Origin of the sequence: Algibacter aquimarinus (assembly GCF_039543265.1) — a bacterium.
Taxonomy (GTDB): domain Bacteria; phylum Bacteroidota; class Bacteroidia; order Flavobacteriales; family Flavobacteriaceae; genus Algibacter_B; species Algibacter_B aquimarinus.
Window position 1 is genome coordinate 461,254 of sequence record NZ_BAABJK010000009.1, and the last position, 23,305, is coordinate 484,558.

Genomic DNA, 23,305 nt, shown 5'->3' on the forward strand with positions numbered 1-23,305 from the left:
TTAATTTATGTTGGTTTTAAATTCAAAATATTTAGTTTTAAGAAAAATCGAAAACATATTGTAGTTATTTTTTTTTAAATTTAGATTCTAGTAAAAATGGCTCCCATGCCTCTTTTTCATGCAAAATTTGAAAAACAAGGACATCATTAATTCTAAGAATAGGTTCTTTTGTTGAATGTAATCTTGCAGAGAAATTTATAGAATAAATCCCCTTTGATAATTGAATCTTATCATGTTTAACAGTAAATTCAATAATACCATTATCTTCAACAATCCCACAAGTTATTTTATTCGACTCCAACAAAGCTACTTGACGTTGTTCTTTATCTGCAATTATAACAAAAAACTCAACAGACGGTATATTACTTAATATCTTAAATTTAAAGTGAAGTTCTAAATCACTTCTCCATTGTAATTGAGGTATATCACCTTCATAACTACTTGGATTTAATAATTTAATATTTTCTAATGCAATCGTATTATCTGTAAATATTATGTTACTTTCATTTGTTGCAAAACGAGCATAATACTTATCAATCCCTTTACCCACATCTTTGCCTAGATATAAAGATTTTCCAGAATCTAATAAAATGATTTTGCTACAAATACGTGAGACCATCGGCATACTATGCGACACAAATATTATTGCTGTATTAGGTAAAATTTTATCAATAGTCTTTAAACATTTCAATACAAAACCAAGGTCACCAACAGCTAATACTTCATCAATTAACAAAATGTCTGGCTCTAATTGAGCTGCAACTGCAAAACCAAGTCTAACCTTCATACCACTACTATAATTTTGTATTGGCATATCTATAAACTCTCGAATTTCAGAAAAATCAATAATCTCCTCTACTTTAGCATCAATTTCTTTTTTTGTAAATCCTAAAATAGCACCATTATTATAAATATTCTCGCGTCCACTTAAAATAGGGTTAAAACCAGCTCCTAATTCTATTAATGCGCCTACTCTACCTCTTATGGTTATTTTTCCTGCATCAGGATTAATCAAACCATTTAATATTTTAAGCAATGTAGATTTCCCAGCACCGTTATGTCCTATTAAACCTAAACATTCTCCTCGTTGTAATTCAAAATTAATGTCCTTTACTGCCCAGAATTCTTTATCCCGTAACTTTTTCTCATTTTTATTGCCTCTAATGTTAGATACTAAATCTTTCATACCATACCAGAGGCTAGTTTTTAAATCTTTGCAGAATTTTTTTGAAAGTCCTTCAACAATTACCAATACATCATCATCTTTCATTTTAAGCATTTAAACGTTCTACAATAATAGGAATTGAAATTCTATAAAACATCAAACCAACAAAAAACAGGGATAGGCTTGCTAAAATTATAAATCCAAAATAAGTTAAATATTCAGGAGAGTTTCCCAAAGCTAAATCTCTAGCTGTTAAAATTATTGGTGTAAAAGGATTTAGCTCCATTGCGGTTTTCATAAAACCTCTTTTAGGAATAATATATACCACCGGCGTTAAGTACATTAATAAATTTAAGCCCATACTTATAATTTTAGCTACATCGTTATAAATTAAACCTATTGGAGTTATAAATAGCCCTAATGTAGTACCAAATATTACAGCAGCAATTATTGTAAAAGGAAATAATACAAGTGACCAATGAAACCCAATGCCAAAAGCAAAAATTATGATAACTAATAAACCTGATTTTATAGCAGAGTTGAAGAGTAGTTTATATATCCCTGAAAGTATTAAGGCTTCCTTAGGGAAATTTATTTTGGTCATAATACCTCTTGCTGCGTTGGTTGCCATAGTAGGAGAATTAATAGACTCCTTAATAATAGACCAAATTAAAGTTCCTGAAAAGGCATAGACTGGATATGGAACTCCGGTATCTGAAAGTTCTATAGTCCCAGTTAAGTTTAAAAAAATCCATACAAAAGCTGAGGTTATAGGAGTAATAAATGCCCAAATAATGCCCAAATAAGATTGTCTGTATTGAGATTTAATATCTCTAGTGGCCAGCTGTTTTGCTAAAAAATGTGAACTGAATAAATCTTTAACAGTTTCTTTTAAAAGCCTACCGATTTTAAGATTATTTCCCTTTTGATATATTTTGGTTTCCAGTTGCATTAAGTATATAAATATAATCGTAGATGAGATTCTGAAATTTAAACGTGAAATTTTCAATAATAAAAAGCACTAACAATACTTTTTAGAATCACTTTATGTAATACTAATTATATTTTTTTATTAAATCTAAATATATTTTTCAATTTACTCTTTAAGCTTAATTTGCGTTTTCCATCATCATGATACCCATTTGCATAGTTACCATACCCATAACCATAACCGTAACCGTAACCGTAACCATAACCATACTTAGCTTTTTGATCATAACCATTATAAATTAAACTAATATTATTTATCTGTTTAGTTTTATATTTTTCGTTAATTAAATTAAGCATACCCTTTTTTGTGTAATCTTGTCTTATAACATAAAGTGTAACATCAACATAATCTAATAATTCTAATGCATCAGCTACTAAACCTATTGGAGGTGTATCTAAAATTATATAATCATATTTAGACTTCAAAACTTTAATAAGCTCATTAAGCTTTTCATTGATTAATAACTCTGAAGGATTAGGAGGAATAGGTCCAGAGGTTATAACATCTAAATGTTCTACTTCTGTTTTTTGAATGACATTCTCTAACGATTCCTGACCAATTAAATAATTAACAACGCCAATGTCATTTTTAATTTTAAAATCACCAAAAATCTTTGGTTTTCTTAAATCTAAACCTAATAAAATTGTTTTTTTTCCACTTAAAGCAAATACCGTAGCAACATTAATAGAACAGAATGTTTTTCCTTCACCACTTACAGAGGAAGTTACCATAACTGTTTTGTTTCCATCAAGCTTCTGTTCCTTGTAGAAATATTGCAAATTAGAACGTACCGCTCTAAAAGCCTCTGCAACTGCAGATTTTGGTTTTCTGTGTACAGCTAGATTGTTATCCAAAGTATTTTTAGCAATAACTCCCAAGATAGGTATTGAAGATAATTTTTCAACATCCATAGGACTATGAATACTATTATCAATAAACGTTAAAATAAAAGCTAATAACAAGGGTATTAATAGTGCAGCAAAAAAAGCAAAAACATAACGAATGTTAAGATTTCTACCTAAAACCTGAGCGCCCGTATTTTTTGCAGGGTCTATTATTAAAATATCTGATACATTAGATGCTTTTATAATTTCTGCTTCTCCTCGTTTAGACAAAAACATATTATAATTTCTCTCACTCAAAGAATACTGACGACTCATAGTTAAGAGCTCTTGCTGATCCTCAGGAAGTTTACTAAATTCAGCTTCAACCTCACTTAATTTGGAATTAGTTGTTTGTAAATCTCTTCTCAAACCTTGAGTGACCGAACTTATATTTTCTAGAAGAACATTTTTTAAACCTTCTATTTGTCTATTTAAATCATTAAAAATTGAAGTATTATCTCTAACAGAGTATTGTAATTTTGATTTTTCTACTGATAAATTATTAATTTTGGAAATATTTGTTAGAATATTTGCATCTCCTATACCAGCTATAGACGGCGCAGGCACTTCCGTAAATGAGTTACTCGTTAATAAATAGTTTTCTAAACTAGAATAGTAACTCAATTGTTTTTTAATAGATTCTTTTTCAGCTTCAAACTTAGTAAATTTATCATTTATTAATTTACCCTCATTATCTAGACTATAAATTTTATTTTTCTTTCTGTATTCATTAAGTGCATCTGCATTATCTGACAATTCATTTTTAACCTTAAAAATTTGATCATCTATAAAATCAATAGCATTAGTTGCATATTGATTTTTTCTGTTTAGCTGGTCTTCACTTAAAACGGAGACAATGGCATTTAAATAATCTACTATTTTCTCTCTGTTTTTGTCTATTAACGTAATATCAAGAATAGGTGACCCCTGAGCATTAGTAACTCCAGTTCTTGCATTGTAACTAGCAACCACATTATCAAAATTACCAAACATAAAAAAAAAGGGCTTACCGATGACTGCTTGCTTATTTTCCGGAATAACTATTTTTCCCTTTAAGAATGGTAAGTTGATAGAATCATTTAATTGAAACTGTTTTTTAAAAACTCCAACAGATACATCTACACCAGAAATCTTTTTTGTTATACAATTTTGTCCAAATACTCTTGGATTTAAAAAATCTACTTCTAATTCATAAGAATTTGCTGTTAAAAATGTAATTTTTATTGGAATGCTTATCAGTTGAGGGAAATTATAATCATGGTCAAACCTAAAAGGAGCAGCCTTGTATATATCCTGCATCCTAAATCTTCCCTCTTTTAAATAGCTTTTGTAAAACTCTAATCTATCAACAACTTTCTCATGATGAGAACGCGACTTAAGCATTACTATCATGGTTTGAACTTTCGATGTAACACCACCCCAATTAAAACTCAAACTCTGTGTTGATGTAAATAATGGGTTACTATCGTCTTCAATAGAAATTTTTGTACCTAAACGATATGAAAACTCCTCACGAATATTCTGCTGATAAACAATAAAAACACCTACAGCTAATAGTAACAAAAATAACTTCCAATAACTTAAAGCTCTAAAAAGAAACTTTTTTATATCAAATGTTGATGCGGACGACTCTGAAACTTCAAATTCTTCTGTCATAATCTAGGAATTAAAGATTTCGAGTTAAAAAGTAAGTAGAAACTAATACCGATAATATTGAAGCTACGGTTGTTAAATTTTGAAAAGCTGTCTGACCTGCTCCTATAGCTTTACGTTTTAGCGGCTTAACCATTATAATATCGTTGGGTTGAATATAATAAAATGGCGATTGCATAGCGGTAATATCTGTTAAATCTATATGATGTATTTTTTGTCCGTCTGGGTATTGTCTAATTACTAAAACATCCTTTCTATCTCCCGTTTGACTAATATCTCCGGCGTTTGCAAGTGCTTCAATAATATTTACCCGATCTTGAAATAACGTTAAAACGCCAGTTCCTCGAACTTCACCAATAACTGTATATCTTAAACCAGCTAACTTAACAGTAACGAACAACTCTGCTGTTTCTTTAAAATACTGTTTTATGAGCTCTTCTTTTACTTTTTCTTCAATTTCTTTTATTGTAAAACCAAGTACATTTATTTCTCCTAAAACTGGAAATTTTATATTGCCATGCAAATCAACAGTGAAACCACTAAAATAGAGACCTGCTGCACCTTGTTGCATAACATTATTATTAGTTGAAACAGGGTTAAAAATAGCTACAAGTTCAGCATCGAGTGCTTTTACATTTATACTTAAAATATCATTCACCTGAACTCTGTAAGGCTTCGATAGTTCTCTTATCGAAATAGAATCGTTAAGAACCGTACCCTTATCTTGTAAATAAACAACATCTTTATTAGTAATGCATGAAGTACTTAATATACTGATTGATACGCAAATAAACAATAATAACCGTTTCGTCATTGGGGAAATTGATTTAACACAAATATAGTTTTTCGTTATGAATAATAAAACTCTTATCGGGTTTTTTGGTTTTTTGTCCGTTATTTGTAAAAAAACTATCTATTGAATTATTTAACAGTTGAAAACATATCAAAATCTTACGGCGAATTAGTACTTTTTGAAAACATATCTTTTAGTGTTCATAAAGATCAAAAAATCGCTTTTGTTGCAAAAAATGGAACTGGAAAAACATCCATTTTAAATATTATTTCCGGCGATGATGAAGCAGATTCTGGAACTGTAACTTATAGAAATGGCATTGTCGTTTCATTTCTCTCTCAAGACCCTAAGTTTGATTCATCACTAACTATTGAAGAAACTATTTTAGCTAGTGAAAATCCCATTTTGAAAGTCATTTCAAATTATGAAAAAGCACTTTTAAATCCAGATGATTCCGAAACATACGAAAAAGCTTTTGAAGCCATGGAAGTCCATCAAGCTTGGAATTTCGAAACACTTTACAAACAAATACTATTTAAATTAAAACTCGAAGATTTAAACCAAAAAGTAAGCGTACTATCAGGCGGGCAAAAAAAACGTTTAGCCCTAGCAAATGCTTTAATTAATAAACCAGACTTACTAATTTTAGATGAACCAACAAACCATCTAGATTTAGAAATGATTGAATGGTTAGAAGCATTTTTTGCAAAGGAAAATATTACGCTTTTTATGGTGACACACGACAGATATTTTTTAGAACGTGTTTGTAATGAAATTATAGAATTAGACGATGGGAAACTTTATAATTACAAAGGCAACTACTCCTATTATCTTGAAAAGCGAGAAGCTCGTATAGAATTAGAAGCTACTGAAACCAATAAAGCTAAACAACTTTTCAAAAAGGAATTAACTTGGATGCGCCGTCAGCCAAAAGCTAGAACCACAAAATCTAAATCTAGAATTAATGATTTTGCAGATATAAAACATCGTGCACACCAACGAAGAAACGACCATGAAGTTCAATTAGAGCTTAATATGGAGCGTTTGGGTAGTAAAATTTTAGAGTTTCATAAAGTATCAAAAGCATTTAAAGACAAAACTATTTTAGATGGCTTTAGTTATATGTTTCAAAAAGGAGAACGTGTTGGTATTATTGGTAAAAATGGTACAGGAAAAACAACCTTTTTAAACATACTAACAGAAAGCTCGAAACCAGATTCAGGCAAAGTTATAAAAGGCGACACTGTAAAATTTGGCTATTATACTCAAAATGGAATATCAATAAAACCTGAACAAAAAGTTATTGATGTTATTCGCGAATTTGGAGATTACATTCCACTAAAAAAGGGTAGACAAATAAGTGCTCAGCAACTTTTAGAACGATTTTTATTTAGTAGAAAAAAACAATATGATTTTGTTGAAAAACTAAGTGGTGGCGAACGCAAACGCCTATACTTATGTACTGTTTTAATTCAAAATCCTAATTTTTTAATTCTTGACGAACCTACTAACGACTTAGATATTGTTACACTTAATGTTCTAGAAAGTTTCCTTCTAGATTTTCCGGGATGTGTTATTGTAGTTTCCCACGATAGATATTTTATGGATAAAGTTATAGATCACCTTTTTGTTTTTAAAGGCAATGGTGTGGTAGAAGATTTTCCAGGTAATTACACAGATTATAGAGTTTATGAAGATAGTCAACCTGTAATTTCAAACACCTCAGAAGACAAAAAAGAAACCAAATCATGGAAACAAAACGAAGTTTCTAAATTAACATATAATGAAGAAAAGGAACTTAAAAACATCGAAAGTAAATTAAACGCTTTAGCTTTTGATAAAAAAGAGTTGGAGAATAAGTTTAATAATCCAGACTTGACTCAAGAAAAAATAAATGAGCTATCTGACGGTTTACAAAAAATTATAGATACCATTGAAGCAAAGGAAGAACGCTGGTTTGAGTTATCGTCAAAACTTGAAGAATAAATTCATGTACCAAGTTTTACAATACATAAAATTCCTATTTAAATCTACAAATCAACATGGTGTACATTCTCCTTTTGTATATAATCTCGTTACGAAATGTTTTTATGATAAAACTAGATTCACAGAATACAATAAAATTACTGACTTCAAAAGACGTTTAAAAAAAGTAAAACTAAAAATTAATGTAACTGATTTTGGTGCTGGTAGTCAAAAACTAAAATCTAAATCTAGAAAAGTTTCTGACATTGTAAAACACGTTAGTATTTCTGGTAAAAACGCTAAATTAATTTTTAGAGTAATAAAATACTTTAATTCACAGTCCATCTTAGAACTTGGTACTTCATTAGGTTTCGCAACTCAAGCAATGAGTTTAGCTAATTCAAAATCTAGAATAACAACAATTGAAGGTTGTCCTGAAATTTCTAATTACACCAAAACACATTTTGAAACATTACAACTAGACAACATTAAACTCATAAACGGTAATTTTAATGATGAACTTAAAAAACTCACTTCAAATAAATACGACCTTATTTTCTTCGATGGTAATCACCAAAAAAAAGCCACTTTAAACTATTTTGAAACACTTTTAGAAACTTCAAATAACAATTCTGTTTGGATTTTTGATGACATTTATTGGTCTAAAGGCATGACAGAGGCTTGGGAAATTATAAAAGAACACCCTAAAGTAACTGTTACTGTAGACACCTTTTATTGGGGTTTCGTTTTTTTTAGAAAAGAACAACTTAAAGAACATTTTAAAATTAGAATTTAGCAGTAAGTTGCTAAGTCGCTTAGTTTGCCTTAAATTTGAAATAAAAACTACGATTAAGTAATGAAAATTTACACTAAAACAGGAGACAAAGGTACAACAGCCTTATTTGGTGGTACTCGAGTACCAAAACATCATATTAGAATTGAAAGCTACGGAACAGTTGATGAACTAAACTCTCATCTAGGTTTAATTCGCGATCAAGACATCAATCAACATTATAAAGACATTATAATGAATGTTCAAGACAAGTTATTTACAGTTGGAGCTATTTTAGCAACAGATCCTGAAAAAGCAATTCTAAAAAATGGTAAAGAACGATTAAACATTGAAAAAATTTCTTCCTCAGATATTCAAGTCTTAGAAAACGAGATGGATACCATGAACGAAGCTTTACCACCAATGACACATTTTGTTCTACCTGGCGGTCATCAAACGGTGTCATTCTGTCACATAGCGCGTTGTGTTTGCCGCAGAGCCGAACGTTTAGCATCCGCACTTAACGATTTGGAGCCTTTTGAAGCAAACGCCTTAATGTATTTAAACCGTCTTTCTGACTACCTTTTTGTATTGGCACGAAAATTGTCCTCAGACTTACAAGCAAATGAAATAAAGTGGATTCCTGAGAAAAAGTAAAATTCAAAAAACTTTAAAAATATCAGTAAAATTCATTTAAAAATTGCTGCTAGTATTAACATAGCAATAATAAATTTCAAGTGTTTACATTACAGAAGAATACGTTCTTAAAATTAATGGTTAAATGAGTTTAAAAAGTCTTATGAAAATACAGAGATTAATTCATAAACATATTTTTAAACTAAGACAAAACTGTTGCTATTCGAAACAAATTTTTATTTAAGTTTTTAAATAAAAATTTAAAGAATATGAAATAATTCATTTTTTCCTTGTGTGTTTAAACTAAAAATTTATTTTTGCAAAAAAATTAAACGCTTAACACATGTATTGGACTTTAGAATTAGCATCTTATTTAAGTGATGCGCCATGGCCAGCAACAAAAGACGAGTTAATAGATTACGCTATTAGAACTGGTGCTCCTTTGGAGGTTGTTGAAAATTTACAGTCAATTGAAGACGAAGGAGATTCGTATGATTCAATTGAAGAAATTTGGTCAGATTACCCAACAGACGAAGATTATCTCTGGAATGAGGATGAATATTAACAATATAGCATAAATAATAGTTAAAAAGTCTCGATTTAGAGGCTTTTTTTTTGTTCTAAAATGTATCTTTGAATGCTTTTCGAGATACAAGAAAAATATAATATACAAACACATGTTGCACAAGCGTAAAACTGTGCAACTTTAAAAATATATACACATGAGTTTTTTAAATTCTGTACTTAAGGTATTTGTTGGCGATAAGTCTAAACAAGACGTTAAAGCCATTTCGCCTTATGTTGATAAAATTAAGGCCTTTGAATCTGCTTTAGAAGCATTATCTCACGATGAATTAAGAGCTAAAACAGTAGAGTTTAAAGCCAAAATTGCTGAAGCAAACGCAAATATTGATAAGCAAATTACTGACTTAAAACAGGAGGCCGATACAACTGAAGATATTGATAAGCGAGAAGATATTTACGAAGAAATAGACCGCTTAAAAGATGAAGCCTATAAAGTTACTGAAGGTGTACTAAACGATATTTTACCTGAAGCATTTGCAGTGGTTAAAGAAACGGCAAAACGTTTTGTAAATAACACTTCAATTACCGTTACTGCAAATGAGTTTGATAGAATGGTTTCTGGCGAAAAGGATTATGTAACGTTAGAAGATGACAAAGCAGTTTGGTCAAATTCTTGGGATGCTGCAGGAAAACCAATTACATGGGATATGGTACATTACGATGTTCAGTTAATTGGAGGTGTTGCCATGCATCAAGGTAAAATTGCCGAAATGCAAACAGGTGAGGGTAAAACTTTAGTAGCAACCTTACCGGTATACTTAAATGCATTAGCTGGAAAAGGTGTACATTTAGTTACAGTAAATGATTACTTAGCAAAACGTGATAGCGCGTGGATGGCTCCTATTTTTCAATTTCATGGTATGAGTGTTGATTGTATTGATTACCATCAACCAAACTCTGAAGCACGAAGAAAAGCATATAATGCAGACATCACTTACGGTACAAACAACGAATTTGGTTTTGACTACTTGCGTGATAATATGGCGCACTCAATAGATGATTTGGTGCAACGCCCACACCACTTCGGTATTATTGATGAAGTCGATTCTGTATTAATTGATGATGCACGTACGCCTTTAATTATTTCTGGCCCTATTCCTAAAGGAGATCGTCATGAATTTACAGAGCTAAAACCTAAAGTTGATGATATTGTCTCAGTACAACGTAAATATTTAACAGGTGTTTTAGCCGAAGCTAAAAAATTGATTAAAGCTGGCGATACTAAAGAAGGTGGTTTTCAATTATTACGTGTTTATAGAGGTATTCCAAAAAACAAAGCACTTATTAAGTTTTTATCTGAAGAAGGTGTTAAACAACTATTACAGAAAACTGAGAATTTTTATATGCAAGACAACAACCGCGAAATGCCAAAGGTTGATGCTGAATTATACTATGTAATTGAAGAAAAAAATAATCAAGTTGAGTTAACAGATAAAGGTGTGGAATACATTTCTGGAAAAGATAATCCAGATTTTTTCATCTTACCAGAAATAGGTATTGAAGTTGCTAAAATTGAAGAGCAAGGTTTATCGGCTGAAGAGGAAGCAACACTTAAAGAAGATTTATTTAAAGAGTTTGGTATTAAATCTGAGCGTATTCATACACTAAGCCAGTTACTAAAAGCCTATGCTTTATTTGAAAAAGACACCCAGTATGTGGTCATGGATAATAAAGTAATGATTGTTGATGAGCAAACAGGCCGTATTATGGACGGTCGTCGTTATTCTGACGGATTACACCAAGCCATTGAAGCCAAAGAAAATGTAAAAATTGAGGATGCTACTCAAACCTTTGCTACAGTAACATTACAAAATTACTTCAGGATGTACCGTAAACTTTCTGGTATGACGGGTACGGCATTAACAGAAGCTGGCGAATTCTGGGAAATCTACAAATTAGATGTTCTTGAAACACCAACCAACCGCCCTATTGCCCGTGATGATAAAGAGGATTTGGTTTATAAAACAAAACGTGAAAAATATAACGCCGTTATTGATGAAGTGACAAAACTTTCTCAAGCTGGTCGTCCAGTATTAATTGGAACAACATCTGTTGAGATTTCAGAATTATTGGGAAAAATGTTGAGTATTCGTAAAATACCACACAACGTATTAAACGCAAAACAACACAAACGAGAAGCAGATATTGTAGCCGAAGCTGGTAATGCAGGACAAGTAACTATTGCAACCAATATGGCTGGTCGTGGTACAGATATTAAATTATCAGAAGACGTTAAGGCTGCTGGTGGATTAGCTATTGTAGGTACAGAGCGCCATGATTCACGTCGTGTAGACAGACAGTTACGTGGTCGTGCAGGTCGTCAAGGAGACCCTGGAAGCTCTCAATTTTATGTATCGCTAGAAGATAATTTGATGCGTTTATTTGGTTCTGAGCGTATTGCAAAAATGATGGATAAAATGGGATTAAAAGAAGGCGAAGTTATTCAGCATTCTATGATTTCAAAATCTATTGAGCGTGCACAGAAAAAAGTTGAAGAAAACCAGTTTGGTGTTCGTAAGCGGTTGTTAGAATATGATGATGTTATGAACGCACAACGTGAGGTGGTTTACAAACGTCGTTATAATGCTTTAAACGGAGAACGTTTACGTGTCGATTTAGCAAATATGATTTTCGATACCTCTGAAGGTATTGCTGAAACTAATAAAGGGGCTAACGATTATAAAAACTTTGAATTTGAATTGATTCGTTTCTTCTCGATGAGTTCTCCAATTTCTGAGGAAGAATTTGGAAAATTATCAGCTCAAGAAATTACATCAAAAATATACAAAGCAGCTTTCGAGCATTACAGAGAAAAAATGGAGCGTAATGCAGATATCGCTTTCCCTGTTATAAAAAATGTTTATGAAACGCAACGCGATAAATTTAAACGTATTGTTGTTCCGTTTACAGATGGTGTTAAGAGTTTAAATGTAGTTACCGATCTTGAAAAAGCTTACGAAACAAATGGTAAGCAATTAATTACCGATTTTGAAAAGAACATAACACTTGCAATAATTGACGATGCTTGGAAAACCCATTTACGCAAAATGGACGAGTTAAAGCAATCGGTACAATTAGCGGTACATGAACAAAAAGATCCTTTATTAATTTATAAGTTTGAGTCTTTTGAATTGTTTAAAGCCATGATTGACGATGTGAACAAAGAAGTGATTTCATTCTTATTTAAAGGTGAATTACCTCAAGAAACACAAAACACCATTCAAGAAGCTAGACAAACTCGAAAAAAGGAAAATCTACAAACACAAAAAGATGAAATTCCTAATTTAGATGAGCGTTCTGCACAAAATAGAGCTGCGGGAAATACCCAACGCCAGCAGGAAGTAGTAGAAACCATTGTACGTGATAGACCAAAAATAGGACGTAACGACCGTGTTACCATTAAACACGTTATGAATGGTGAAAACAAAACTTTAAAATACAAACAAGCCGAACCCTTAATTGCTAAAGGTGAATGGGTTTTGGTAGAGGATTAATTTTATAATTAAAACTTTAAATTGCTTATAAAACTTAGTGTTTTTTGAAGGCTTTTGCTGGCGGTTGTATGCGTTAGGGATTGAAGAGGAAAGCCCACAGCGCGACGTAGGAGGTGCGAGGACTTGGAACGTAAAGCCCGACCCCTTGAGGGTAACGCCCAAATTTTTTTTATGCTTTTTAGGAAAATAATTTTATATAGCTCTTTAGATTTATAAACTATCTAAAGGGCTTTTTATTTTACGCATATGTCCTTGAGACACCTTAGTATAAAGCTGTGTGGTTTTAATAGAATGATGCCCTAAAAGCTCTTGAATAAAGCGTAAATCTGCACCAGATTCTAATAAATGTGTAGCATAACTATGCCTCAAACCATGAATACCTATTTTCTTGTTAACCCCAGCTTTCCTTAATGCCTTTTTAAAAATTTGTTGTAAACTACTTTTTGAATAGCTTCCCCCATACTGTCCTTCAAATAAATACTCGTTAGGTTTATAGATTGTGTAATATGTTCTAAGCTCGTTTAAAATAGTACTTGGTAAAGGTACGTACCTATCTTTTTTACCTTTTGCACCCACAATGTGAACAACCATCCTGGAACTATTAATATGATGTAGTTTTATATTTACCACCTCTGAGACTCTTAAACCCATACCATAGCATAACTTAATGGCAATCTTATGCTTTAAGTTGGTTGTGGCATTAATTATTCTTTTTATTTCATATTTACTTAATAGTTTTGGTAGAGTACTTGGTTTCTTAGGTCTTGGAATATCGAAAAACATCTTAGGTCTATGAATTACTTGTTCAAAATAAAACTTTACAGCATTTATCTTACCATTCATTTTACGCTCTTTCATTTTTAGATGTTGAACACAATACAAAAAATAGTCTTTAAGTCTTTTTGGATTTAAATCTTGAACAGGATAATCATTTATTAAATATAACAACTCTGCAAACTCAGACAAGTACATACGTTGTGTATTGATACTATAAGATTTAATTTGCAATTGATTTCTATAATCAATAAATGCCTGCTGGTTAATATGGTGTATGTTGTTTAAAAGTTTCTTTCCAGGTAATTCTTGTTGCATTTTTAAAGTCTTTCTTATAGCAGGAAGATCTGGAAGGTACCAACATTTGTTTGTGGCGCTATATTTTGATGACGGAAATTGTTTTTGTAATTCTGTTTGTATTTGTTTATTGTAATCAAACACAATCCAAATAACATTTTTATTTTTATGTACGCCTAGTTTAAAATCATAATTAGTGAGGTTCATCCGTAGAGTATTTTGTATATCAAAGTTTAAATATACGCAAAATTGATATACAAAATGAGTAGTGTTGAAAACTTTGTAATACATTATTAATAATTAAATTACTACAGTTTTTCGATTTTATTTATCTTAGCATTAATTGCACATATATATGTGTTGTACACAATACGAAAAATGAAAATCGGAACTAAAATATTAATCCTATTTCTGACTTTAAATCTACTTTCTTGCAAAGGTTCAGCTCAGGAATCTGAAACAAAAAAACCGACAACTGAATTTGACTTTTCGGATATGGAAAAAAGCACTTTTCCGAAACCGATTGGAATTATAAATGATTTCGGACAAGTTTTTACGGAATCACAGCGGACTGAATTAACCAAAGTTCTTTATAACTACGATATTGAAACTACAAGACAAATTGTAGTTGTTACAATTGACAGCATAAAACCGTATACGAATATTCAGAAATACGCGACTGATTTAGGAAATAATTGGGGAGTTGGAACAGCGGAAAAAAATAACGGATTGACAATAGTTGTGTGCAATCCTTGTCGACAAATCGGAATTGCAACTGGAACCGGAACTGAATTGATTTTGACAGACGAAATCTGCAAAAATGTAATTGACCAAACCATAATTCCTGAATTTAAAAATGGAAACTTTTATGACGGAATTAAAAACGGAGTGGTTGAATTAATAAAAAAATGGAAATAAAAGTACTGTGTACAACAATGTATAACCGCAATTACGGCGGATTCGACTACGTCCGAATCCACTCGGAATTGCTAACGTCTGTGCTAAACCGAAAATTAACGCATATAAACCCGTAACTGACGGTTATACGAGACCGTTGTAAAACATTAGACAAAGCATTGAACAGGAAAACTATACTATTAATTATCATCCTTTCAATTATTGGATTTTTTACTTTTAAATATATCAGTCATACTGAATATGAAATGACTGAATACGAAAAGGAATTAACCAAATACTTTAATGAAATAGCACTTGAATCGGAATTTGATAATAGTTCAGAAAATGTAATTAAATGGACTAAACCAATGAAACTCTATATTCTTAAAGACAAAGAATATGAACAACAAGTCTCATTCATAAAAAGCACAGTAGAAAAAATTAATGAGATAGCACAAGACGATTTTAAGATTGAATTAACGAGTGGCTTAATGGAAAGTAATTCAGTAATTTTTTTATGTGAAAGAGAAAAAGCTATCGAATTAGATAGTGCTTTGTTTGAGGGAATAAATGAGGACTTTTCAGGATTATCTCTTGCAGAATTTAATAATCGATTTGAAATTTACAGTTCCAGAATCTTCATTGATATCACAGAACCAATTGAATTGCAAAAATCGGTAATACTAGAGGAAATTACACAAAGTTTAGGATTGCTAAACGACTCGGAAAAATATACAAATAGTATATTCTATGAAAAGCAATCCATTGAAAATAACTCAAATTTTGATTACTCTAAAGAGGATATTGAAATTATTAAGTTGCTTTATCATCCATATATGAAACCAGGCTTGAATAAAGTGGAAGTTGAAAAAACTATAAAAAGAATTTTTGAGAATAAAAAATAACGTTTTACAACAACGTGTATAGCTCATTGCGGCTGAATTCCTAATCGGAATTCATTGCAATTTGCTATCTTTCGGTTACGGCGGAAAATCATAGCTGATTTCCCGCAACGAGCCATACACAAAACCGTTGTGCTTCATTAGTGAAAAATGATATTTAGAAGAAAAAACAGAGAAATAGAGCTTTTTGACAATCCCATTATTAACGAGTTTGAAAAAGATGTAGCTGACTCATTAGGTGTTAGTGTATATTCGGAAAACAAATCAATACTAGGAAACATACTCAAGAAAGAAATTGAACAGAGTAAAGTTGAACCTAAAATATTATTAGATTACTTCATTAATAATAGTGAACAACTGAAAATGTTTACTATTAAAGCATATTCATGTGGAATAAAAATTGATGACGGAGAAGAATATCCTGAAGGAGAAGAAGTACCAGATTCGGAAAAACCAAAAACAATAAAAACTCATGGACCCGGAATAGGCTATGGAATAACTCATGCTATTTACTTTCACTTTCTTTATCATGACTTGACAAATGAACTTTCCGAATACTTAAAAATTAGAAGGATACCATATTCTAATCGCTTTTATAAACGATTGACTGAATATTATAATGAAACTATAAAATAAAAACGAAAGCACAACAATGTATATAAAAAATTGCTATTTTGTGCTTAACCAATGTTCGTTGCTTTGTTTGCTTGCATCTGATTTTCCTTCGGAAAATCCTCGCACACAAACACGCAACTTTCCATATACGTAACCGTTATACTCCATGAAAAATAAACCAACCGTTTAAAATGAATGAATCGGAAAAGAAAAGATTAGCTCTTTTAAAGAAGGCGAATAGATTGGGGATGATACTGCCTAAATATCTGAATCGATTGATGGATGTAGAGCCCAAATTTGAAACTGCGAAAATATTAGATTCAAATAAAATAGAAGAAATGGTTATTAATCTTAATGGAAACAACAAAGAAATAATAATAACAAAAAGAGCCTCAAAAAGAAACCCCACAGTAATTCAAGAAACTCTCAAAATGTTATCTCAAGAATTAGATTCGGATAACTACTTCTCCATAAATAAACTTCAAGAATTGTGGTTTGCTGAATTGAATACATTTTTCGTTGTCGCTAATTATGAAAAGATAATCGAAATAGATGGAGACTTATTTATAGTTCACGACAAAGAAGTTAAGAACGGTTTATGGGTTGATTTGAACGAAGAATACTGGACTACTGAAAATACAACTAATTATGAATTTGTATACGAGCTAAAAATATGGGGCAGTGAATGGACAAACAAATTGTTAAAATAAAAAGATGAAACACGGAGTATAACAAGCGATCATCATGTCAGATTGGCTATCGCCAAATCCGCCAGATATCGCAGTACCGTTAGGCACAAGTTTAACCAATCAACAAAATTCAGTAAATAATTGAAATTTTTAGAAGCTAAACTAATGAAAATCTAATCTGAATGAAAAACTGAAATTGCCAAATGAAAGTTCTGACCGATAAACCACATCTGATTTTTTTCATAACCATACCAATTATAATGCTGATAGGAATTTTAAGTGGAGATTCAGTATTAGATATAAATGTTCACGACACCTATTATGTTATTACCCATTTTCACTTAGCAATATTGATTTCAATACTTTTTGGAATAATCGGAGTTGGTTATTGGATTATAAAGGAAGCATATGGAAAACTATCAAAATGGCTGAATTGGATTCACATTGGTTTGACTTTCGGAGGAATAATATTCATTTTTACTCTTTCTCAATTATATAGAGAACCAAAAACTGACACAATACTTTCAGATTTTGACTTTAATCAAAATTTGGACATTATAACCTTTATAACATTATTGATTACGATATTTGGACAAGTAATCTATCCAGTAAATTTAATAAGAGGAATATTAAAAAAACAAAAGAAAACCAGTGCCTAACAAGGTATAAGCTGTATTGCTAGCCAATCGCTTACTTGGGAAAGTTCTAGCGAACTTTCTAATCCGTAATTATTTACTTACTTTTAGCTTGAAAAACCCGCAACAAAGCTTATACAGAAACGTTGTGTGTAATATCTCACTTATACCCTGAGTTCAAACCTCTATTCAATAACTTAATTAAGTCTTAATTGTAATTTATTTAACAAATTTGAGGAAACTATTTTTTGTAGTATTGCTAACTCAAAATAAATAATATGAAATTTAAAATACTTTTACTTACAATTTTTCTTACAAAATTATTAATTGCACAAGACAATAATTATTCTGCGATTCTAATAAACAAAGAAACTAAAAAACCCATTTTTGGAGCATCAATTACATTAGAAAAAAACATAATCTGTATTAGTGATGAAACTGGAAAAATTGAATTTAAAACTAATATTAAAAATAATGAGAAGTACGTAAAAATCACACACCTTTCTTATGAAACCGATTCTATTCTCATTAATAAGTTAAATGATAAACCACGTAAAATAAAACTAATTGAGAAATTTACAAATCTGGATGAAATAGCAATTATTGCAAAACTTAAACTTCCCAAAAAGGAAATTATAAAAAATGCAGTTAAACAGTTTCAAATTTCAAGCAGAGACAAACCATACTGGGCATCTATAAATTACAAACAAACTTTGAATTATAATGCAGTTCCTCAAGCATACTACGAAATGAATGGACACGCATTTATGATTGGAAAAAAAACAAATATGGCACTTGACCCAATTTTAATTCCAAATCAAATTAGGAGAACTAAAGAAAATGAAAAAATTACAAATTTATGGAATGTTAAAAAAAACGTTGAATTACTAAAAGTGGGTCACGACATTGCACGAATGAATCTATCTAGCTTTAGCTGTTTTAAATCTACACATCCTTTGAGCAAATCCGGAAGTAAATCTTTTGAATTTAAAATTAATAATATCGAGACCATTTATAATGAAGAGTGCTATGTTATTGATTTTAAACAAAATAGAACAATTCATAAAAAACGTTATTTGTTTAATATGAATGGTCAGCTATGGGTAAGCAAGAAAGATTTTACTTTAAAAAAATTAAATGTAGGGTTTGATTTTGACAAAATAGATTATAACCAAATTGAAATTAATTACGAAACAATAAATGAAATAATTTATCCATCAAAAATTTATACAGAAAGATTTCGTTATAAAAATTTTAACGACATTAATATATCAAATTTTATTATTAAGAGTTCTGTGATATTTAATAAAATAGATATTAAAGAAAGAGATAACTATAGGAAAATATATCCGCCCTATATGTTAGGATTTTTAACATCTAATATTTATCACGATGATTATTGGAAAAACTATCCAATATTAGACGAACAATATAAAAAAGATGTTATACAAATTATTGGAAATCAAAATTGGAATTTAGCTTTTTTAGATGGAGCAAATGAAGTACAATACAATCAAAATTCTATAATAGATAAAGGAATTAAATTATATAAAAAACAAAATTTAGACTTGTTAAACAGAATGAAAAAAGATTTAAACATTGAAAATTAAATAATACTACACACAACAACATATATAATTTATTGCTAGTTTTTTGCTTACTTGCGAAAATCCTAGGGGATTTTTTTTGTTAGTAATTATTTACTAAATTAGTTACTCAATTCACGCAACAAACCATATATAAACACGTTGTATGCAATGCGGGAAAACCCAATAATTAATGAAAATGAATCAGTTTTGGATTAGAATTTTGGGAATATTTGGAATATTGGGCGGATTGATTTTGTTTGCTGGAGATATGCTGTTGTACTATGACCCAACTAGTTTGAGTTTAAAGCGGAATATGGGCAATGCGTCTGACTTTAGAATTATCGCGAGCGGAGTTTGTGCTTTATTTGCTACTTGGTTTTATATGCTCGGATTAGGTCAAGTATATTATGCTTTTAAGACGACAAAACCGATTTTCAGAAATGGCGTATTGATTTTTTTTGGAAGTATCTTAATAGCATTTGGAATTGTTCACGGAGCATTTCTTGCTATTGCAACTACTTCAAAATTGGCAACAGAACATAATCTTGATATAAAAGAGGCAGCTTTACTTTCAGAAAAAATAAACGAAATATTGAGATTATTCGTTTATCCAATGGTTGGTATTTTATCCATTCTTTTTATTAGCCAAGTATGGAAAATAAAAACTTTATATCCGAGATGGATTATATTTTTTTTCCCGCTTATTCCTTTTTTGATTGAAGATATAGTTACCAAATATTTACCTGGAAATATATGGATTATAATTAAAGGAGGATATTTAAATATAATCTTGACAATATTTTTTATCGCATCAACTAAAGCTTTATGGAATATCAAGGAATCTGAAACGAATAGTGAATAAAGCACTGCATACAACAGTATATATAGCAAATTGGGCGATTAGTGCTTAATCGAAAGGTCATTTTCTATTTACAAAGTCGCCAAATCTTTTGATTTGGTATTAAAAGAGAAAAATTAAAACAAAATAAAAAGATTTGGCTTGTGGCTAAACCGAAAATAATCGTTTATTTACCGCCCTAAATGCCATATATTTAACGTTGCCCACAATTTGAAAAAACATCATCGAAACATATTAACCTTTATTTTATTTATGGGATTTTTAAGTAAAATCTTCGGACAACCTGAACCGAAAAATGAATATCAACCTGATTGGACATTTTACTTTTCGAATGTAAATGACAAATTAAGTTCCATCGCAACCGATTTGAATTTAATGAACGTTGCGCCAATAAAAGGACAAGTAAATGTAGTTTATGTTTCAATCAAAATGCCTAATCCGAAAGACAACGGCTTGTCGAGCAACGAAGATGCGGATGAATTATGGAAAATTGAAGACGTAATAATAAGCGGATTTGAAAAAAACAATCTGAATTACACTTTTGCTGGTCGGCTGACATCTAATGGATTTCGAGATTTGTACTTTTTTGGTGAAAACACGATTTTAATGGAAAAAGAAGTGTCGTCAGCAATGACCCAATTTCCGAATCACAAATTTGACTTTGGACATAACGAAGATAAAGAATGGAGCGGTTATTTTGACTTTCTATATCCTTTGCCAAGACAAATGCAAATAATCCAAAACAGAAGAGTTCTCGAACAATTAGAAAACGGTGGAGACAAACTAATAAAAGAAAGAGAAGTTTTTCATTGGATATATTTTAAAACTCAAAATGAAATTGACCAATTTGAGAAATTTACAAGCGATTTAGGTTTTAAGACAAAAAACAAAGCAAAAACAGAACAACCGAACGAATATAAATTTGTTATTCAAATATCACGAATTGACAAAGTTGGTTATAACGACATAGATGAATATACATTGGAATTATGGCAAAAAGCATCTGAATTAAATGGAGATTATGATGGTTGGGAAACATCAATTGAGGAATAAAAACTGTGGGCAACACCGTATATAATTTATTGCTAGTTCTAGCCTACTTACGAAAATCCTCGCGGATTTTCTATTCGGTTTTTATTTGCTAAATTAGGTGCTTAACCACGCAACAAACCATATACAAACACGTTAGCTACAATTTGAGAAACGACAAACTTTTGATATTAGATTTAGATGGAGTTTTAATAACAAATCCATCGTGGAAAGCCGACCGAATTGACTCGGATGGATATTCTGAATTTAATGAATCTTGTGTTGAAAATCTAAACCGACTTCTCACTCTTGCTGAATTTGACATTTGGTTGAGTTCAACTCGTCGAACTGTTAAAACTTTGACTGAATTCAATTTGATTTTCAAAAATCGTGGAATCAAAAAAGAAATCGTCGGATTTTTACCTGAATATGCGGATTGTATAAACCGAAAAGAAGAAATTCTGAAATTTATAGCGGAATTTAAAGTATCTGACTTTCTGATTATCGATGATGACAAATCTTTAAATGGATTGGAAAGTGAAATAAAAGAAAAACTGATTTTAACTGAATTAATGAAAGGATTTAATTCGGAGAAATTGAAAGAAGCGACTAAAAAAATAAAAAAACTGTAGCTAACACAGTATATAAAAAATTGCTGGTGTTGGCTTAAATAAAGATCGTTGCTTGTTTTGTTACGTCTGATTTTCCTTCGGAAAATCCTCGCACACAAAACCGCAACTTTCCATATACATAACCGTTGTAAACAATTTGAACAAAAATCTCGCTAAATATGGAATTATAAGTATAATTGGAATCATTTTGATTTACCAATTTCTTCCTATTGGAGATTATTGCTCTGGACTTTTGAACTTTTTGAACTCTTTAATCCTACTTGGATTATTAATAATAATTCTTCTCATTTTGACAATTCGGAATCTAATACGGATCAAAAAAAGGAATGGAAAATTTGACTTTATTCCGTTGATTCTTGTTCTAATTTTTGGAACCGTTTGGTATTTAATAATCGATTTACCTGACAAAAAATTCTGGACTGAAAAATCACTAATCGGATTTATCGAAATGGAAGGGACACCTAAAAGCGGAACTTTAGAATTGTTTAAAAATGGTTCGTTCGGAGCTTCATATCATCGTGCTGACTACAGTTGTACTTATCAAGGAAATTATGAAATAATTGACAATCGATTAGTTCTTAAACGAACTGATTTAACCGAATTGACTGATAAAGTTTTTACAACAGAATACTTGATTAATCGAAAAGATAGCATTCTAAAACCAATTAAAAACGGATTTATGGAAATCGGAATTTCAAAAATAATGGAATGAAAAAACTGTTTACAACAATGTATAACCGCAATTACGGCGGATTCGACTACGTCCGAATCCACTCGGAATTGCGAGGGTCAGTGCTTAACCGAAAAATAGTAACTTTAAAGCCGTAACTGACGGTTATACGAGACCGTTGGCAACAAGCTTGAAAAACCGAATGAGAATAAACCTTATAACATCTGAATTGAAAAAAGCCAACCGAAATCTGAATTTATCTTTGCTGATTTTTGGATTGTTTATTTTGTTATTTTTTATTTCGTTTTGGTTTCCTAAAAGTGATATAATGAAAAGCGTTTATCTGATTTCATTATTTGCTTCTGGTATTTTAATAATAGTTTCAATTATTCTTTCAATAATCCGACAAAGTAAAAAACAAAGTATTGAATTAGATAAAACCCAAATAGCGGAATTGACAATCAATTCTCAAATTGGTGCTGAAAAAATCACAAAAAAATCGGAAATTGAATATGCTGGTAATGAAATAAAAACCAATCTTCATTCAAAAATATATGAAGTAGATAAAACAACTATATTTGAATTGTTGAATAGCGGAATAAATCTGAAAATAATAACTCGAACGAAAAAAAGTAACGGATTTGATTTGTCGCCAAAAGAATTAATTAGAGATTTAATGTCAATGTTGTGGGCTTCGAGTTGAATAAAAGCCAGTTGCCAACAAAGAACTGAGGTAAAAAACAAGTAAAAATTATTATTTTATTACCAATGTACTTCTA

General features: G+C 30.7%; 21 protein-coding genes. 16 read left to right on the forward strand and 5 right to left on the reverse strand.

What is annotated here, in order from left to right; all coding sequences use genetic code 11:
• Positions 1 to 64: 64 nt before the first annotated feature.
• From ABD939_RS14525 to ABD939_RS14540, 4 genes are all read right to left on the reverse strand, one after another.
• Positions 65 to 1,279 carry an ABC transporter ATP-binding protein gene (locus tag ABD939_RS14525; RefSeq protein ID WP_345170120.1) on the reverse strand — a complete coding sequence of 405 codons (1,215 nt, stop codon included), beginning with the start codon at positions 1,277 to 1,279 and terminating at the stop codon, positions 65 to 67.
• On the reverse strand, positions 1,272 to 2,117 hold the full coding sequence (locus tag ABD939_RS14530; protein ID WP_345170121.1) for an ABC transporter permease: 846 nt from the start codon (positions 2,115 to 2,117) through the stop codon (positions 1,272 to 1,274). The genes ABD939_RS14525 and ABD939_RS14530 overlap by 8 nt, the downstream gene beginning before the upstream one ends.
• 107 nt (positions 2,118 to 2,224) lie before the next feature.
• Complete coding sequence (locus tag ABD939_RS14535) at positions 2,225 to 4,696, reverse strand: exopolysaccharide transport family protein (RefSeq protein WP_345170123.1); 2,472 nt, start codon at positions 4,694 to 4,696, stop codon at positions 2,225 to 2,227.
• Positions 4,697 to 4,706: 10 nt separating this feature from the next.
• Entirely contained in the window at positions 4,707 to 5,507 is an 801-nt protein-coding gene (locus ABD939_RS14540) for a polysaccharide biosynthesis/export family protein (RefSeq protein ID WP_345170124.1), read from the reverse strand.
• A 102-nt stretch (positions 5,508 to 5,609) separates the two neighbouring features.
• Here ABD939_RS14540 and ABD939_RS14545 point away from each other — a divergent pair, with 102 nt between their 5' ends.
• From ABD939_RS14545 to secA, 5 genes are all read left to right on the forward strand, one after another.
• Positions 5,610 to 7,472: an ABC-F family ATP-binding cassette domain-containing protein gene (locus tag ABD939_RS14545; RefSeq protein ID WP_345170126.1), complete on the forward strand. Its 1,863-nt coding sequence runs from the start codon at positions 5,610 to 5,612 to the stop codon at positions 7,470 to 7,472.
• 4 nt (positions 7,473 to 7,476) lie between these two features.
• Entirely contained in the window at positions 7,477 to 8,247 is a 771-nt protein-coding gene (locus ABD939_RS14550) for an O-methyltransferase (RefSeq protein WP_425550296.1), read from the forward strand.
• 60 nt (positions 8,248 to 8,307) lie between these two features.
• A complete protein-coding gene (locus tag ABD939_RS14555) occupies positions 8,308 to 8,880 on the forward strand; it encodes a cob(I)yrinic acid a,c-diamide adenosyltransferase (protein ID WP_345170131.1) in 573 nt (190 codons plus the stop codon).
• A gap of 322 nt (positions 8,881 to 9,202) precedes the next feature.
• On the forward strand, positions 9,203 to 9,424 hold the full coding sequence (locus ABD939_RS14560) for a DUF2795 domain-containing protein (RefSeq protein WP_019387375.1): 222 nt from the start codon (positions 9,203 to 9,205) through the stop codon (positions 9,422 to 9,424).
• A 157-nt stretch (positions 9,425 to 9,581) separates the two neighbouring features.
• Complete coding sequence (secA, locus tag ABD939_RS14565; protein ID WP_345170134.1) at positions 9,582 to 12,938, forward strand: preprotein translocase subunit SecA; 3,357 nt, start codon at positions 9,582 to 9,584, stop codon at positions 12,936 to 12,938.
• Positions 12,939 to 13,148: 210 nt separating this feature from the next.
• Here secA and ABD939_RS14570 read toward each other — a convergent pair whose 3' ends face one another.
• Complete coding sequence (locus tag ABD939_RS14570) at positions 13,149 to 14,216, reverse strand: tyrosine-type recombinase/integrase (protein WP_345170135.1); 1,068 nt, start codon at positions 14,214 to 14,216, stop codon at positions 13,149 to 13,151.
• Between the two features lie 171 nt (positions 14,217 to 14,387).
• On the opposite strand from ABD939_RS14570, the gene ABD939_RS14575 reads away from it, so the two are divergent.
• The 11 genes from ABD939_RS14575 (at position 14,388) to ABD939_RS14625 (ending at position 23,229) form a co-directional block, all read left to right on the forward strand.
• Positions 14,388 to 14,927, forward strand: coding sequence for a TPM domain-containing protein (locus ABD939_RS14575; RefSeq protein WP_345170136.1), 540 nt, complete (start codon positions 14,388 to 14,390; stop codon positions 14,925 to 14,927).
• Between the two features lie 245 nt (positions 14,928 to 15,172).
• Entirely contained in the window at positions 15,173 to 15,811 is a 639-nt protein-coding gene (locus ABD939_RS14580) for a DUF2927 domain-containing protein (RefSeq protein ID WP_345170138.1), read from the forward strand.
• A 147-nt stretch (positions 15,812 to 15,958) separates the two neighbouring features.
• Entirely contained in the window at positions 15,959 to 16,444 is a 486-nt protein-coding gene (locus ABD939_RS14585; RefSeq protein WP_345170140.1) for a hypothetical protein, read from the forward strand.
• A 170-nt stretch (positions 16,445 to 16,614) separates the two neighbouring features.
• Positions 16,615 to 17,133 carry a hypothetical protein gene (locus tag ABD939_RS14590; RefSeq protein ID WP_345170142.1) on the forward strand — a complete coding sequence of 173 codons (519 nt, stop codon included), beginning with the start codon at positions 16,615 to 16,617 and terminating at the stop codon, positions 17,131 to 17,133.
• A gap of 182 nt (positions 17,134 to 17,315) precedes the next feature.
• Positions 17,316 to 17,771, forward strand: coding sequence for a cbb3-type cytochrome c oxidase subunit I (locus ABD939_RS14595; protein ID WP_345170144.1), 456 nt, complete (start codon positions 17,316 to 17,318; stop codon positions 17,769 to 17,771).
• A 254-nt stretch (positions 17,772 to 18,025) separates the two neighbouring features.
• Positions 18,026 to 19,357 (forward strand): hypothetical protein, encoded by a 1,332-nt coding sequence (locus ABD939_RS14600; protein ID WP_345170146.1) that lies wholly within the window; start codon positions 18,026 to 18,028, stop codon positions 19,355 to 19,357.
• Between the two features lie 169 nt (positions 19,358 to 19,526).
• A complete protein-coding gene (locus ABD939_RS14605) occupies positions 19,527 to 20,198 on the forward strand; it encodes a DUF6796 family protein (RefSeq protein WP_345170148.1) in 672 nt (223 codons plus the stop codon).
• A gap of 249 nt (positions 20,199 to 20,447) precedes the next feature.
• Positions 20,448 to 21,248, forward strand: a complete 801-nt coding sequence (locus ABD939_RS14610; protein ID WP_345170150.1) for a DUF695 domain-containing protein — start codon at positions 20,448 to 20,450, stop codon at positions 21,246 to 21,248.
• Positions 21,249 to 21,391: 143 nt separating this feature from the next.
• Entirely contained in the window at positions 21,392 to 21,856 is a 465-nt protein-coding gene (locus ABD939_RS14615; RefSeq protein WP_345170152.1) for an HAD domain-containing protein, read from the forward strand.
• 349 nt (positions 21,857 to 22,205) lie between these two features.
• Complete coding sequence (locus ABD939_RS14620) at positions 22,206 to 22,568, forward strand: hypothetical protein (RefSeq protein WP_345170154.1); 363 nt, start codon at positions 22,206 to 22,208, stop codon at positions 22,566 to 22,568.
• Between the two features lie 286 nt (positions 22,569 to 22,854).
• Entirely contained in the window at positions 22,855 to 23,229 is a 375-nt protein-coding gene (locus ABD939_RS14625; protein WP_345170155.1) for a hypothetical protein, read from the forward strand.
• Positions 23,230 to 23,305: the final 76 nt, after the last annotated feature.

Bases quoted from the DNA above. Each gene is read 5' to 3' on its own strand.
- ABD939_RS14585 (WP_345170140.1), top strand. From the start codon at position 15,959: ATGATATTTAGAAGAAAAAACAGAGAAATAGAGCTTTTTGACAATCCC.
- ABD939_RS14530 (WP_345170121.1), bottom strand. From the start codon at position 2,117: ATGCAACTGGAAACCAAAATATATCAAAAGGGAAATAATCTTAAAATC.
- ABD939_RS14560 (WP_019387375.1), top strand. From the start codon at position 9,203: ATGTATTGGACTTTAGAATTAGCATCTTATTTAAGTGATGCGCCATGG.
- ABD939_RS14550 (WP_425550296.1), top strand. From the start codon at position 7,477: ATGTACCAAGTTTTACAATACATAAAATTCCTATTTAAATCTACAAAT.
- ABD939_RS14580 (WP_345170138.1), top strand. From the start codon at position 15,173: ATGACTGAATACGAAAAGGAATTAACCAAATACTTTAATGAAATAGCA.
- secA (WP_345170134.1), top strand. From the start codon at position 9,582: ATGAGTTTTTTAAATTCTGTACTTAAGGTATTTGTTGGCGATAAGTCT.
- ABD939_RS14625 (WP_345170155.1), top strand. From the start codon at position 22,855: ATGAAAAGCGTTTATCTGATTTCATTATTTGCTTCTGGTATTTTAATA.
- ABD939_RS14590 (WP_345170142.1), top strand. From the start codon at position 16,615: ATGAATGAATCGGAAAAGAAAAGATTAGCTCTTTTAAAGAAGGCGAAT.
- ABD939_RS14600 (WP_345170146.1), top strand. From the start codon at position 18,026: ATGAAATTTAAAATACTTTTACTTACAATTTTTCTTACAAAATTATTA.
- ABD939_RS14575 (WP_345170136.1), top strand. From the start codon at position 14,388: ATGAAAATCGGAACTAAAATATTAATCCTATTTCTGACTTTAAATCTA.
- ABD939_RS14525 (WP_345170120.1), bottom strand. From the start codon at position 1,279: ATGCTTAAAATGAAAGATGATGATGTATTGGTAATTGTTGAAGGACTT.
- ABD939_RS14570 (WP_345170135.1), bottom strand. From the start codon at position 14,216: ATGAACCTCACTAATTATGATTTTAAACTAGGCGTACATAAAAATAAA.
- ABD939_RS14555 (WP_345170131.1), top strand. From the start codon at position 8,308: ATGAAAATTTACACTAAAACAGGAGACAAAGGTACAACAGCCTTATTT.
- ABD939_RS14610 (WP_345170150.1), top strand. From the start codon at position 20,448: ATGGGATTTTTAAGTAAAATCTTCGGACAACCTGAACCGAAAAATGAA.
- ABD939_RS14605 (WP_345170148.1), top strand. From the start codon at position 19,527: ATGAAAATGAATCAGTTTTGGATTAGAATTTTGGGAATATTTGGAATA.
- ABD939_RS14595 (WP_345170144.1), top strand. From the start codon at position 17,316: ATGAAAGTTCTGACCGATAAACCACATCTGATTTTTTTCATAACCATA.
- ABD939_RS14535 (WP_345170123.1), bottom strand. From the start codon at position 4,696: ATGACAGAAGAATTTGAAGTTTCAGAGTCGTCCGCATCAACATTTGAT.
- ABD939_RS14540 (WP_345170124.1), bottom strand. From the start codon at position 5,507: ATGACGAAACGGTTATTATTGTTTATTTGCGTATCAATCAGTATATTA.